This is a genomic window from Tissierella sp. P1, assembly GCF_002266425.1.
In the GTDB taxonomy this organism is placed as follows: domain Bacteria; phylum Bacillota; class Clostridia; order Tissierellales; family Tissierellaceae; genus Tissierella; species Tissierella carlieri.
In genome coordinates, this window is sequence record NZ_NPMN01000013.1 from 43,514 (window position 1) to 58,707 (window position 15,194).

At 31.7% G+C, this 15,194-nt stretch carries 12 protein-coding genes; all 12 read left to right on the forward strand.

What is annotated here, in order from left to right:
* Positions 1-103 precede the first annotated feature (103 nt).
* The 12 genes from CIW83_RS10845 (at position 104) to CIW83_RS10890 (ending at position 15,159) form a co-directional block, all read left to right on the forward strand.
* The gene (locus tag CIW83_RS10845) at positions 104-2,167 is read left to right on the forward strand and encodes a 5'-nucleotidase C-terminal domain-containing protein (RefSeq protein ID WP_158220092.1); all 2,064 of its coding nucleotides are present in this window, start codon (positions 104-106) and stop codon (positions 2,165-2,167) included.
* A 132-nt stretch (positions 2,168-2,299) separates the two neighbouring features.
* Positions 2,300-2,557, forward strand: a complete 258-nt coding sequence (locus tag CIW83_RS10850) for a hypothetical protein (RefSeq protein ID WP_094901077.1) — start codon at positions 2,300-2,302, stop codon at positions 2,555-2,557.
* Positions 2,548-4,302, forward strand: a complete 1,755-nt coding sequence (locus tag CIW83_RS10855) for a molybdopterin-dependent oxidoreductase (RefSeq protein WP_158220093.1) — start codon at positions 2,548-2,550, stop codon at positions 4,300-4,302. The genes CIW83_RS10850 and CIW83_RS10855 overlap by 10 nt, the downstream gene beginning before the upstream one ends.
* A 236-nt stretch (positions 4,303-4,538) precedes the next feature.
* Positions 4,539-6,401, forward strand: a complete 1,863-nt coding sequence (locus CIW83_RS10860; protein ID WP_094901081.1) for a sigma-54-dependent Fis family transcriptional regulator — start codon at positions 4,539-4,541, stop codon at positions 6,399-6,401.
* Between the two features lie 349 nt (positions 6,402-6,750).
* The gene (locus CIW83_RS23700; RefSeq protein ID WP_235601298.1) at positions 6,751-6,912 is read left to right on the forward strand and encodes a hypothetical protein; all 162 of its coding nucleotides are present in this window, start codon (positions 6,751-6,753) and stop codon (positions 6,910-6,912) included.
* A gap of 18 nt (positions 6,913-6,930) precedes the next feature.
* Complete coding sequence (locus CIW83_RS10870) at positions 6,931-8,340, forward strand: ABC transporter permease (RefSeq protein ID WP_201259806.1); 1,410 nt, start codon at positions 6,931-6,933, stop codon at positions 8,338-8,340.
* 15 nt (positions 8,341-8,355) lie between these two features.
* Positions 8,356-8,631 carry a hypothetical protein gene (locus CIW83_RS22915; protein ID WP_201259807.1) on the forward strand — a complete coding sequence of 92 codons (276 nt, stop codon included), beginning with the start codon at positions 8,356-8,358 and terminating at the stop codon, positions 8,629-8,631.
* A 41-nt stretch (positions 8,632-8,672) separates the two neighbouring features.
* On the forward strand, positions 8,673-9,863 hold the full coding sequence (locus CIW83_RS10875; RefSeq protein ID WP_201259808.1) for an ABC transporter permease: 1,191 nt from the start codon (positions 8,673-8,675) through the stop codon (positions 9,861-9,863).
* Positions 9,864-9,879: 16 nt separating this feature from the next.
* Positions 9,880-10,860, forward strand: coding sequence for an ABC transporter ATP-binding protein (locus tag CIW83_RS22255; protein ID WP_201259809.1), 981 nt, complete (start codon positions 9,880-9,882; stop codon positions 10,858-10,860).
* A gap of 1 nt (position 10,861) precedes the next feature.
* On the forward strand, positions 10,862-11,845 hold the full coding sequence (locus CIW83_RS22260) for an ABC transporter ATP-binding protein (RefSeq protein WP_201259810.1): 984 nt from the start codon (positions 10,862-10,864) through the stop codon (positions 11,843-11,845).
* A 94-nt stretch (positions 11,846-11,939) separates the two neighbouring features.
* Positions 11,940-13,772 carry an ABC transporter substrate-binding protein gene (locus tag CIW83_RS10885; RefSeq protein WP_094901083.1) on the forward strand — a complete coding sequence of 611 codons (1,833 nt, stop codon included), beginning with the start codon at positions 11,940-11,942 and terminating at the stop codon, positions 13,770-13,772.
* An 88-nt stretch (positions 13,773-13,860) separates the two neighbouring features.
* Positions 13,861-15,159, forward strand: a complete 1,299-nt coding sequence (locus CIW83_RS10890; RefSeq protein WP_158220096.1) for a serine dehydratase subunit alpha family protein — start codon at positions 13,861-13,863, stop codon at positions 15,157-15,159.
* Positions 15,160-15,194 lie beyond the last annotated feature (35 nt).

Consider the following 15,194-nt stretch of genomic DNA (forward strand, 5'->3'; position numbering starts at 1 on the left):
GTTTTATATTTTAAATTTACCAATATTTAACGTGAAAGTCTTGTTCCCTTAACCTATATATACTATAATTTAATAGACCATAATAATTTAAGGGGGCATGACAATGAGTAAAAGATTTATTAGTATTTTTATGGCAATCATTCTAGTATTAGGACTTGGTATGCCAACATTAGCAGCAGAGGAGATTGTTTTCAATGATATTGGAGAATCACCTTATAATCAGGCTATAAGGGAGTTACACACCAAGGGTGTTATTAGCTCCAACCCTAATAATAAGTTTTATCCTGAAAGAATATTAACAAAGGCAGAGGCTGCTGCATTATTAGTGAGAGGTTTCAAGCTATCTGAAATTGAACCACTTATGGTGGAAAATACAGAGCTAGAAAAGAAATTTAGCTATAGTAATCCATTAGAAGTAATAACAGATGCATTTTCTATTCCTTCTTCAAAGGATATAGTTAATCATTGGGGAATGAATTATATTGAAGGATTATTGAAAGTAAGAGCAGATAAAGTTGTTGGTAATGAATATAAACCAAATGATACTCTTACAAAAACAGAATTTATTGAGATGATAGCTAAAGTAGTTTTTGGAGTAGATAAAGAAATTGATTTCATTCAAGAAATAGTTGATTTAGATCTTGTTTCTAAGGAGTTTGCTACTTCTGATGAGTTGATAAATAGAGAAGAAGCTGCATATGTTCTTCACAATATCTTATCTAATCCTAGTTTTAAAGTAATAACTGTATTTGCAACATCTGATATTCATGGTCATTTGGAACCATATAAAGCAACAGGAATGGAAAGAGAAATAGGTGGACTTTCTAAAATGAGTAAGATTATAAAAGATTTTAGAAAAAAACAGCCTAACACTTTATTAATAGACGGTGGCGATGCACCTTATAATACCAACATTGCTAATTTATTTGAAGGAGCATCAACTATAGAGGTAATGAATGAAATGGGTTATGATGCTATGGCATTAGGAAATCATGACTTTGATTTTCCTTTCGAAGTTATGAAGAGAAATGCTGGTAATGCTAAATTCCCATTCTTATCAGCAAATACTTATTTTGAAGAAAAATATCCAGAGTTTTTAAAACCATCTATTATAAAGGAAGTAGATGGAATTAAAGTAGGGATTATTGGCATAACAGATGATATGAGTCATGTATATACTCATCCTAATAATGTTAAAGGAATTACTTTTAAAGAGCAATTTGAAGCTACACAAAATGCTATAGATGCTATTAAGGATGAAACAGATATAATAATAACTCTTGCACATATTCATGGAAACAATCCGATACTTCCTACAAAGGTAAAGGGTATTGATATAGAAATCGGTGGTGGACAAGACGTAGTTGGATTTCCACAAGATATTGAAGGAACTTGGTTAATTTCTCCTGGAAAACATGCAGAAGTATTAAATCAGATAAATATTAATGTATTAGATAATAAAATGATAGGTCTTAATTTTGCACATATTTTCTTAACTGAAAATCTTGAAAATGATCCAGTAGCAGAAAGCATAATAGGGAAATATAAGACTCAATTAGATGAAAAGATGAAAGAAGTAGTAGGAGAATCTACTGTAGTCTTAGATGGTGAAAGAGGAACAGCAAGAATGAAAGAATCTAATTTAGCAAATTTAATTGCAGATAGCTTATTAGATATAACTGGTGCTGATATTGCTCTTCAAAATGGTGGTGGAGTAAGGGCAAGTATTGCCCAAGGGCCTATTACTATGAATGATGTGTATGCAGTTTTACCATTTGATAATACAGTAGTTGTAGTAGAAGCTACTGGTGAAACTATATGGAAGACTTTAGAGCATGGAGTATCTTGGTATCCAGGAGCTGCAGGTGGCTTCTTACAAGTAGCAGGACTTAAATATACATTTGATGCATCTAAGGAAGTAGGTTCAAGGGTAACAGAAGTATTAGTAGATGATAAACCTATAGAAATGGATAAAGTTTATAAGGTTGTATCAAATGATTTCTTAACAGGTGGAGGAGATAATTTCACTATGCTTAAGGATGAAACAACAGAAACATTGAAAACTAAGCTTTATTTAAGAGATGTTTTTGTAGAATATCTAATGAAAGTTAAAACAGTATCTCCAGAATTAGAAGGAAGAATAACTGTTATTAATCCAGCAGAATAATATAGAAATCCCAAGGCTTTGAATGTAGTCTTGGGGTTTTTAAATTTGGAAGAAATCTATAAAAATTAGATAATATAATTAACTAGAGAAAAAAACTCTTCAGTTTGATATAATTATTTTGAGGTGTTGATAATGGATTATAACGAAATCAAAATAAGTACTTCTTGTACATTGGATTGTTGGGATTCATGTTCTATTTTGGCTACTGTATCTGATAACAAGATTATATCTCTTAAGGGAGATAATAGAAACCATATTACAGGTAATGTTTTATGTGCCAAAGGTATGAGGTATATGGATATGATAAACCATCCAGATAGAATTAGAGAGCCGCTGATAAAAGAGAAAAATGGATGGAAAAGGGCTAGTTGGAGGAAGCTTTGGATCTAGTAGCAAGTAAGCTTCATGAGTTGAGGGAAACATATCCTACTACTGCCTTGTTACATTGTAATCATGCAGGCAACGTAGGACTACTTAAAAAAGTGGAAAATAGATTTTTTAGTGCATATGGTGGAGTTACTGCTGCAATAGGCAGTTTATGCGTAGGAGCAGGAAGTGAAGGTCAAAGATATGATTTTGGAAAATCTCTAAGCCATGAAATTTCCGACGTTGTAAATTCAAAGACTATCATTATATGGGGAAGAAATCCTATGGATACTGGACTTCATCTTGTTCCGTTTTTAAAGGAAGCAAAGAGAAGGGGAGCATATATCATAGTTATAGACCCTTTAGAGACAAATACAGTAAAACTAGCAGATATGCATATATCCCCATTGCCAGGGACCGACGGAGCATTGGCTCTTACAATGGCAAATATCCTTATTGAAAGGGGATTAATTGACAAGGAATTTATAGATAAATATGTAGTGGGTTTTGACGAGTTTAGGAGTTATGTAAAGGATTTTACCCTAGAGAAAGGAGCGAAAACATCTGGTGTTCCTATAGAAGATATTGAAACACTTGTAGATAAATATGGTAATTCTAAGCCTTCTTCTATTATAATTGGATTTGGAATACAAAGATATACCAATGGAGGATATACTATTAGAACCATTGATGCCTTAGGTGCAATAACTGGAAATATTGGAATAGGCGGGGGAGGAGTAAATTATAACAATAGCAGGATGAATGATTATATTGATCATGAACTTCTGTCGGGAGAGACACTAAGAAAACACCATAGAGTATTTTCTAGACCTAAAATGGCTGAATTTATTGAAACAGCAGAAGACCCAAAGGTAGAGATTATATTTACTACTAGAGCTAATCCATTAACTCAATTTATGGATAGTAACAGAATGACTAGAGCATTCGAAAAAGTAGGATTTAAAGTTACTATAGATATGTTTATGACAGATACAGCAAGTTTATCTGACGTTGTTTTACCTTGTCGTCATTTTTTAGAGGAAGATAATATAATTTGTCCTCCATCTAATCACAATTATATAAATTATTGTAATAAGGTAATAGAACCAAATCCTTGGATACCATCTGAGTTGTTGATTTGGAATGAATTAGCTAAGAGATTGAAACTAGAAAACTTTCCTATAGAGAATAGTGAGTGGTGGATAGAAAAGGCACTAAAGCCAATGACTGACTTAACGGGTATAACTATAGATGATATAAAGTCAGGTCCAATAATAGTACCTGGAGCTACTCCTGTGGCTTGGTATGATAAGAACTTCCAAACACCTAGCGGAAAATATGAACTTTATTCTAACCTAGCTAAGAGTCAGGGTTTTGAACCTCTCCCTGTATATAAAAGTATAGATATGGAACCAAATGAAGAATATCCTTTTTATCTGCTTACTCCACATACTAAGGATTCACTTAATTCCCAGCATTTTGTTCTAGTGGATGAAAAACAGTTACCTATCGTATATATACATAGTGAAACTGGATCTAAGATGGATATAAGGAATGGCTCAGTAGCTGAAGTATTCACAGATACTGGTAGTTTAGATTGTGTAGTTGAGTATAATGACAGCATAAGAAGAGATATACTAATGATATATCAGGGATGGTGGATACAAAGATTGGGAGGAGTTAATAGACTTATCTCTGAGAGATATTCCGATATGGGTAATAATGCAGCTTATTATGAATGTATATGTAATATAAGATATAAGGCTTGATTAATTAAGAGTGTTTTGGATTCTTTAAATATATTAGGAATAATATCTTAGATGCATTTATTATATCTAGAAGTATTGTAAATATAGGAGACATGAGGATTCTTTTGGATAAGAATCCTCATTTTAATTTAAGCATTATAAAATTTACCATATGAGCTCTATTGCAGTTATTCATATTAATTATATATAATATACTTATTATAAGATTTTCAAATAAGTGTTTTTAGGAGGACGCCATGATTAACGAATTAGAATTACAAGAGTATTATGACTTAGCACAAAAGATTGCTGAAGCTATTGAGGCGGTTCTTAATTTAGATGTTACGATGATGAATGAAAATATGGATCGGATAGCTGGGACTGGAATATATAAGAAAGAACTTAATAATAAAATTGCGAAGAACTCTGCATTTGAAAGTTGTCTTTTATCTGACGAATCTTTTGTTATTATCAATCATTGTAAAAATGAATCTATATATAATAGATGTACCAATCGTATTCATTGTCAGGAATTAGCTAAGATCTGTGTACCAATTAAGTGTAAGGAGAAGAAAATTGGTGTTTTAGGTGTTATAGCATTTAATGATGAACAAAAACATCGAATACAAAGTAATAGAGATATTTATTTAAACTACCTTGAAAAGATGGCATCTTTATTAGGAGGTAAATATGATCAGTATCAAATGGATCTATCTAAGAAAAGATATGCACAAAGAATGAACGGTATCTTAAATACTATAAACTCAGGTGTAATCCTATATACAGACAGTGGAGAGGTATTATATACAAACAATGCACTAGAGGGTATATTTGCTGAGGTTGGTATTGAAAATATAGATGATTTTGTAAGTGAGATAAGGAAACATAAGAAGCTTCAAGAATTATTGGAATCAGGACAGTGTATACGACCCTGTGAAATTGCCATAGATATTCTTGGAATAAAATATACGCTCCTTGTGACCATAACTTATTTAAATATGGATAATAATTCTAAAGAAATAATGCTAACTATTCAAAATATAGATTATTTTAAGAAACAAGTTATGCAATCCATTGAAAAAAATCATATCAGGCTAAAGTTTGATAATATCTTAGGAATCTCCAAAGAATTCTTGGAAGTAAAGCGATTAGCTGAAAAGGCAGCTTTATCTGAATCTAATATATTGATTCAGGGGGAAAGTGGGACAGGCAAAGAATTATTTGCGAGAGCTATACATAATTCCAGTGACAGGAGGGATTTCGCATTTGTCCCTATTAACTGCGGAGCTATTCCCTATGACTTATTTGAAAGTGAATTCTTTGGTTATGAGAAGGGGGCTTTCACTGGGGCATATGCTAACAAAATTGGTAAGTTTGAAGTAGCGGATAAAGGGACAGTTTTCTTGGATGAAATTGGAGACATTCCCTATGATCTTCAAGTAAAACTATTGAGGATTTTACAGGAAAAAGAAGTTTGCAGGATAGGCAGCAATGTCGTAAAAAAAGTTGATGTAAAGATTATTGCTGCATCAAATAAAGATTTGCTAAAGAGAGTTAAAGAAGGGCTTTTTAGGGAAGACCTATATTATAGATTAAATGTAATACCTATAATGGTACCTCCATTGGTCAAACGACATGAAGATATCTTATATATTGCAAACCATTTTATCAAGTATTATTCTAAACTGCTTAACAAAGATATCCGTGGTCTAACACAAGAGGCTATTAATCTAATGATGGAATATCATTGGCCTGGTAATGTTAGAGAGATGCAAAACCTTATAGAATATGCATGTAATTTTGAAACTGGAAGTCTAATAAGTAGTCAAGTGATAGAAAAGCGTCTTGAACCTAAGAATGAAGGATTTACTAAACGATTTGATGGTGAATCTTTATCCAGCTCTTTAGGTATAGTAGAAAAGGAAATTATTATAAGATGTATAAATAAATATTCTTATTCTAACACAAAAGACCAAATGATCAGTTGTGTTTGTAAAGAATTAGACATCAGTAGAGCAACATTATATAGAAAAATAAAGGAGTATAATATCTGTCTCAATCATGAGAATTATCTCAATCATGAGACGATAGATAAAAAGGACACTAAACGACAAAAATAGACATAATTTTTTAAAAGTTGTCTCATTATTGAGATGACTTTTTTTATAACCAATAGGAAGGTTTTGCTTTAATATTTCAATATCGATAATTTAATATCAAGAAAAGCTACCTTTAACGCGTCCATAGGCGCTTTTTTTATTTACTTAGAAAAAGTGATAAAAAGTATGGCATGGTTCTTGCTATATATAGAAGATAATTAAATATACAATAATATTAAAAATTACAGGAGGATATTAAATGAAAAAAGTTATTATTTTTGGAAGTAAGCATTGACCCGGATGTACACCTGCGAAAGAGTTTCTTTCTACAAATGAAATAAAGTTTTTGTATCTGGATATTACAGAAAATTTGTTTAATTTAAAGCTATTTTTGAAACACAGAGACCATGCTCCAGAGTTTAAAGATATTAGGGAAAGCGGACGAGTTGGCTTACCTTGTATTGTAATAAATGATGGAGAACAAATTGTCTTTGATTATATGACTTTAGATATTGAGGACATAAAAAAATAAAATAAGGAGGTTAAAAAGGTGATAAAAACTTTGGGAGTTTCTTTTGAAAAGATGTATAAACGCCCTCTTTATAAGATATTCTTGTTTGTATTTGGAATATTATCTCTTCCTTTTGTTTTATTTAAATATTTAAATAATAGAAGAGAAAATCAATATGAAAAATTGAAAGAAGATATTGCCAATAGGCTAATAAAAGAGGGTGTAAAGGATAAGATTATTAAGGATACTGAAGAACAATTGAAGAATAAGCAAAATTTCTTTAAAAAAGAATTAAGTAAAGAGGATTTTAAGAATAGAGTAAATAAAAATGCAGAGAAGAAGTTTAACGAAATATTGATGGATGAGCTAGTCTTTGAAGCTAAAAAAAGAGGAATTAAGAATATTACTTTATGCAATACTTTTGTAGAATTGTTTAACAATAAGGTATTTCTTGCAATATCTATAATATTATCTCTTCCCATGTATGTATTGATATTGATCTATAGTAATCCTTATACAAAATATATATTTGAAAGACTTTTAATGATGATATTTGTTATATTCGGTGTTACTTGGCTAGTATTTACTATACTATATTTGTCTCCAATGGACCCAGCTATAAATGTTCTAGGGCAAACAGCTACACCAGATCAGGTTGCAGAGTTCAACAGGATTAATGGGTTGGACAAGCCATACTATATACAACTATTCAATACATTTAAAAGTTTAATTACTTTTAATCTAGGAAAGTCATATGTAGGAAATGAAGATGTTTTAGCTGCAATTATGAGAAAGTTTCCTATTACATTGCAATTAACATTTGCTTCCCTCATCATAGCTGTTGCTATAGCAATACCTGCAGGGATTATATCTGCAATAAAGCAATACTCATCTTTTGATTATATCTTCATGCTAGTAGCTCTCCTAGGATTGTCTATACCTACATTTTGGATGGGATTGATTTTAATATTAAATTTTTCTATAAAGATGCATTTGCTTCCCGCTACGTTTATTCTAGGAGATTGGAAAACACTTATTATGCCTAGTGTAGTTTTGGGAACATCATTAGCTGCAACTGTAGCCCGTATGACAAGGTCTTCTATGCTTGAGGTAAAAAATATGGATTATATTGTTACAGCCCGTGCTAAGGGTTTAAGTGAAGGAAAGGTTATAACTAAGCATATACTTGGAAATGCAATGATTCCTATAGTTACTGTTATAGGATTACAATTTGGAGGTATGCTTGGAGGTTCTGCCGTAACGGAAAAGGTATTCAATATTAACGGTATTGGCAGCTTCATAGTGGATAAACAATTCATTCCAGATATACCTATAGTTTTGGCAGGAGTAGTATATGTTGCAGTGATTATAAGTTTGGCTAATCTTGTAGTTGATATTATGTATTCATTTTTAGATCCAAGAATTAAGTCCAAGATGAAGTCATATTAGGAGGAGGTGGAGACTTTGGAAAACAAACAATACTTAAAAAGAATAGAAAAAAGAAAACTAGATAGTTTTCAGGAATATAGAAACTCAGCTTTTGCTTGGGGAATATCCCTAATCCTTGCACTTCTTATTTTAGGATTTGGTTTTGATATCTCAACTAAAAAGATAAATTCCATAGCAATTATAGTAGGAGGTATTTATCTTGTATCGGCTATATTCCAATATTTGATAACAATGAAGATAAAAAAGAAATATTACAGCTTAATGATATTAAAAAATCTACAAGGATATTAGGATATCTTTTAATACCCTTTGCAATAACAGGCAATTTCTTTATGGCAATAGCTGGCTTTACTTTAATTAAAAAAGAAAAAAACATAGAATATACTTTATGTATTTATGCTATTTTAACGTCATTTACAATTATGCTTATATCAGCACTAAATTTATTTAAGGCATATGTATCCAATACCTTTATGCTAGGTATGGGAATATTACTAGCTATAACGATATTTTATATATTTACCATGGTAATGGTTTCAAAGTTTGTAAAGGGAAAAGTAGTTGATAAAAAACTTTTGCCCTTTGCATTCCCCCTAATCCTTAGTGTTCTAACAGGGAATGTATTTGCATTCTTATTGGGATTGATAATTATAAGTAAATTAAGACAAAAAGATGAAGAAATCTCTATAGAATGGATTGACGTACTTAGAAGATTGTTTAGAAATTATATGGCAGTTTTAGGAATGTTTATAGTAATTCTACTTATTTCTTTATCAATTTGTAGTAATTTAACCTTTGATTATTCTATTGCCATTGATAATAACTATGAAACTATTTTGAAATCTCCTTCATTGGAATTTCCTTTTGGTACAGATAATTATGGTAGATGTGTTTTTACTAGAATAGTCTTTGGAGCTAGGATATCCTTAGTAGTTGGTACTATTGCAACTGTAGTCCCAGTAATCATAGGCGGGATTTTAGGTGCAATATCTGGCTATTATGGCAAAAAATTAGATAATGTGATTATGAGATTATTAGACATTTTATATGCAGTACCAGGTATATTGCTAGCTATCGCAATTGTGGCTGCCTTTGGTGCAAATACAATTAATTTAATTTTGGCTCTAAGTATAGGTTCAGTTCCTGCCTATGCCAGAACTGTAAGAGCTACTGTAATGAGTATATCTAATAATGAGTTTGTGGAAGCGGCTAAGGCCTGCGGAGCAAAGGATTTTACTATAATATTAAAACATATAATTCCTAATTCTTTAGCACCTATAATTATAAGAGCTACCTTAGGAATAGGTGGAGCAGTGCTTTCTACTAGTTCCCTAAGCTATCTTGGATTAGGAGTAGAACCACATATTCCAGAGTGGGGTAATATCCTCAAGATTGGAAGCAATTACCTTGAGACCAATCCTTATTTAGCCATATTTCCAGGGTTAGCGATTATATTGATAGTATTATCTTTTAATTACTTTGGCGACGGTTTAAGAGATGCACTAGATCCTAAATTGAAGTAAGAAAGGAGAGGGAATTTTGGAAAAAGATAAGATATTAGAGATAAAAGATCTTCACGTACATTATATTACAGAAGATGAAACAGTAAAAGCAGTAAATGGTGTGAACTTATCCTTGAAACAGGGTGAAAGTTTAGGTCTAGTTGGAGAAACTGGTGCTGGTAAATCTACTACTGCTTTAGCAATAATGCAATTAGTTCCATATCCTCCAGGTATTATTACTCAAGGGGAAATAATATTTCAGGGAAAAAACTTAATTTACAATACTGAAAAAGAAAATCAGCAAATGAGAGGCAATGGTATATCCATGATATTCCAAGACCCTATGACTTCTCTTAACCCTATTATGACCATAGGAGAGCAACTTTTAGAAGTTGTAATGACTCATAAGAAGTTAAATAAAGAGGAGGGAAAGAAATTAGTTTTAGATTTATTGAAAGTTGTAGGAGTAAAAGAGGATAGGTACAATGACTATCCACATCAATTTTCTGGTGGGATGAAGCAAAGAGTAGTTATAACCATGGCGTTATTATGCAATCCTCAACTTTTAATAGCAGATGAGCCTACTACTGCATTAGATGTTACTATACAGGCACAGGTACTAAAGATTATTAGTGATTTACAATCAAAATATAATATGGCTATGATACTCATTACTCATGATTTAGGTGTTGTAGCAGAAACTTGTGACCATGTAGCTATAATGTACGCAGGAGAGATAATGGAAAAAGGTACTGTTAAAGAAGTATATACAAATGCTAAACATCCATATACTAGGGGACTTTTTGAGTCTATACCAAAACTAGACGAAGATAGTGAAAAACTCATTCCGATTCCTGGCTCTGCTCCTAACTCTGCTGATTTACCAACGGGATGTCCATTTCATCCGAGATGTAAGTACAAACAAGATATATGTGCAGAATTAGCTCCAACGGTTAAAGGCAAGGAGCATCAATATAAATGCCATTTTTCATTATTTGAAAATGGGGAGGGCAACTAAGATGAAACATATACTGGAAGTAAATAATTTAAAAAAATATTTTAGTGTACCTAATGGAAATCTTCATGCAGTTGATAATGTAAGTTTCACCATAGATAAAGGCGAAACCTTAGGTATAGTTGGAGAATCAGGATGTGGAAAAAGTACTTTGGGGAGAGTGATACTTAGACTTCACGAACCCACTGCTGGAAGCGTCCTCTATGATGGCATGGATATTACAACCTTTGATAATGAAGAGATGCGTCAAATGAGAAAATATATGCAGATTATCTTTCAAGATCCATATGCTTCATTAAATCCTAGGTTTACTATATCACAGATTATTGAAGAGCCACTTAAGCTTCATAACATATATAAGAATGAGAAGGAAAGAAGAGAAAAGGTAGAATACCTCATGGAACAAGTAGGATTATCCAAAAGGGCATATAATCTTTATCCTCATGAATTTGATGGAGGCAGACGTCAAAGAGTAGTTATAGCAAGGGCCTTATCTGTAGATCCATCATTTATAGTATGTGATGAGCCAGTATCTGCATTAGATGTTTCTGTACAAGCTCAAATTTTAAACTTATTAATGGAACTTCAACAGAAGTTAGGATTAACCTATATATTTATTTCCCATGATTTATCAGTAGTAAAACATATATCTGATAATATTGGTGTTATGTATTTAGGACAACTTATTGAAAAAGCTCCGAAGAAAGAAATATTTAGGCAGCCATTACACCCATATACTGTAGCTTTATTATCGGCAATACCATCTATAAATATAGAGGCTAAAAAGAAAAAGATTATTCTTGCTGGAGAAATAGTTTCACCTATTAATCCACAGCCTGGATGTAGATTTGCCGCTAGGTGTCCTTTTGCAATAGAACAATGCAGAAATGAGAATCCATCCTTAAATGAAGTTGAAAAGGATCATCATGTAGCTTGTTTTAGATATAAAGAAATTCAAGATGGTACTCTATGCTTTGAGACAAAATAATGAGTTCTGTTTTGTTTTAACTAAAGGAGGGGGTATCGGAAATAATAGATGTTAATAGGAAATGATATTAATTATATAAAAGGAGAGATGAATAATGAAAAGATTTATATCTATACTGTTAATTTTAGTGATGGTATTAGGTGTTGCAGGATGTAATGTAAAGACTAAGGATGATGTAAAAAACAACACTCAGGATACAGCAGCTTCTGGAGATTCATCAGTTAAACCAGTAGATATTCAGATATTGTCCATGAGTTCCAACGAAAAAGATGTAAATATAGTAAGAGATCAACTTGCAAAGGCAGGTTTCAATGTTAAATTAAACATTCAGCCTGATTATGGTAGCTTTACAGGACAAAAAGAGGCAGGAAACTATGATATAGCAGTCTCAGGATGGACAACTGTTACAGGAAACCCTGACTATGCAGTAAGATCCATATTTACAACAGGTGGAGATTATAATGATTATGGCTTATCAGATACTGAGCTTGATAAATTAGTTGAGCAAGCTGCTTCTGAAACACCAGAACAATATAGAGAAACTTATAAAGAGTTTGAAAAGGTTCTTGTAGATGATAATGCATATATAATTCCTCTTTATTCAAGCCTTAAAAGCCAAGGAATAAATAAAGATGTATTAAAAGCTGATAGCGTTAGATTAAGTAAATCTCGTTCATTGCCTTGGGAAGAAATTGATTTTGTAGATCAAAGCAAAAGAACTTCTTCACCATTTATAATGAGCCAGACACTATCATCATTAACATCCATGGACCCTATCAAGGGAAATGACGGTTCAATCAATATAATAAATACAAATATGCATGTAAGATTAGTTAATTTAACAGACGATGATGAAGTAACCTCTAAGGGTTCTCTATCTTATAATTATGTTATTGAAGAAGGAAATCAAGAGTATTACTTTATACTAAGAGATAATGTAAAGTTTGCTAAAGTTGTTGATAAAAAGGCTGTAGATACTGGAGAATTAGTAGCTGCAGAAGATGTTGTATTTTCTATGAATAGAGCAAAGGACAAGAATTCAGTTCCAGACCATAGAACTTATAGTTTGCACTCAAGTATGGATAAAATCGAAATTATTACAGACTTAGCATCATTAGAAGGCTTCAAGGAGTCGGGAAAAGAAACATCAGTAAGGTCTGCACTAGAAGCAGGTCTACCAAGTGAAATTAAAGAACTTGTTGCAGATAAAAAAGATGTAAATAATGCAGCTGGAAAATACCAGGTAGTTAAAGTTACAACGACTCATCCTTTCCCACAGGTATTAAATTATTTAGCACATCAATCAGCAGGTATTGTTTCAAAGAAACAAGTAGAAGCAATTAATACTTATGATGTTGCAAAATATGATAAGAATAAAGATATAGCTTATGGAGATCAATCAACTGTAACTGAGGGTGCAACATATAATAACACTCTTGCAGTTAGTGGACCATATATTATGCTTTACAAAAATGACTATGAAGTAGTATTTGAAAAGAATCCTGGATATATGGCAGGAACAGAACACGAGCCAAGAATAAATAGAGTAGAAGTTAAATTTATAAAAGACCTAGACAGCTCACTTTCAGCACTTAGAAGTGGTGAGATTCATTTATTATATAGTGTACCAGAAGATAAATATCCATTAGTAGAAGGAGATTCTAAGCTTACTCTACAAAAAAGACCAAGTAATGCAGTATCCTATGCATTCTTTAATCTACTAGGAAATAGTGAGTTTTCAGATGAAAACTTAAGAAAAGCAGTATTAAATGCAATAGATCAAGATCAAATCTTAGCAGTATACAATAATTTAAAGATCAAGGCTTATTCAACAATTAGTACATTAGTAGATACTGGAAATGTTCATAAGGCTGATCCAGCAAAAGCAAAAGAGTATATACAAAAATATTGGGATTCAAAGAAATAATAGTATAACAAGATGGAATTCATCCTTTACACCTTATAAGTAAGGGATGAATTTTATCTTTGCTAAGGCAGATAAGGAGGGGACATATATGGATATTAAAAGACATATTATCGAAATATTAAATAGAGAAATTAAACCTGCTATCGGATGTACTGAACCTGTAGCTGTTGCATTAAATACAGCCTATGGAGTATCAATATTACCTAATGATTCCAAAGAAATTTCAAAAATCACAGTAGAAGTAAGTAAAGGAATATATAAAAATGGTATGGATGTAGGAATACCAAATACCAATAAGATAGGCTTACATATTGCTGCATCATTAGGGGCATCAATAGGAGATCCAAAATGTGGATTAGAGATATTGGGGAAGATTACGAATGAAGAATTAAAATACTCGGAGAAAATATTAGAGTCCTGCGAAATTAATGTTAAGGTTGATAAAGATAATAATAAGCCAGTTTATATAAAGACCACTATAGAAAACAAAAATCATGTTTCAGTTGCCATAACAGAAGATAAACATGATAATATTGTTTTATTATCAATAGACGGTAATGAAATATTGAATAAGAGAAATGGGGCAAGCAAGGAAAATAATAATGATAATGAGGAGCAAAACTTCTATAGTCTACCTATAAATACCATTGTAGAAGAAATTGAAAAATTAAATTATGAAGATATTAAGTTTTTATTAGACGGTATGGAAATGAATATGAATATAGCTAAAGAGGGATTAGACAAAAAGCATGGCTTAGGGGTAGGATATAGTTATAACAGCAATATGAAAAATGGCTTAATCTCAAAAGATTTTGTAAATTTGGCATATGCTTTAACTGCGGCTGCATCAGATGTTAGAATGTCAGGATATTCTATGCCAGTTATGAGTTCAAGTGGAAGTGGAAATAATGGATTAACTGCTATATTGCCTTTAGCTGCATATAAAGAGATTATAAAAATAAGTGATGAAGATTTAGTAAAGGCGTTAGCAATTAGTCATATAATCACATCTTATGTAAAAAGATATATAGGAAGATTATCTAATTTATGTGGATGCAGTATAGCTGCATCTATAGGATCGGGAGCGGCTATTGCCTGGTTATTAGGAGATAAAAATGCTATAACTTCTACAATTAACAATATTATAGCAAATCAAGCAGGTGTAATATGCGATGGTGCAAAACCAAGTTGTGCATTAAAATTAGGTACAGCAGCTTCTACAGCTGTGCAGTCTGCTTTATTAGCTATTGAAGGAATAACAATTAAAGATTTTAATGGAATAGTAGATAATCAGGTAGAAAAAAGCATTAGAAATCTTGCAAAGCTTAGTGGTGAAGGGATGAAAAATATTGACGATACAGTCATAGAAATAATGTTGAATAGATAAAAGAATAGTATTTTTTAATGATTAATATTATTTAG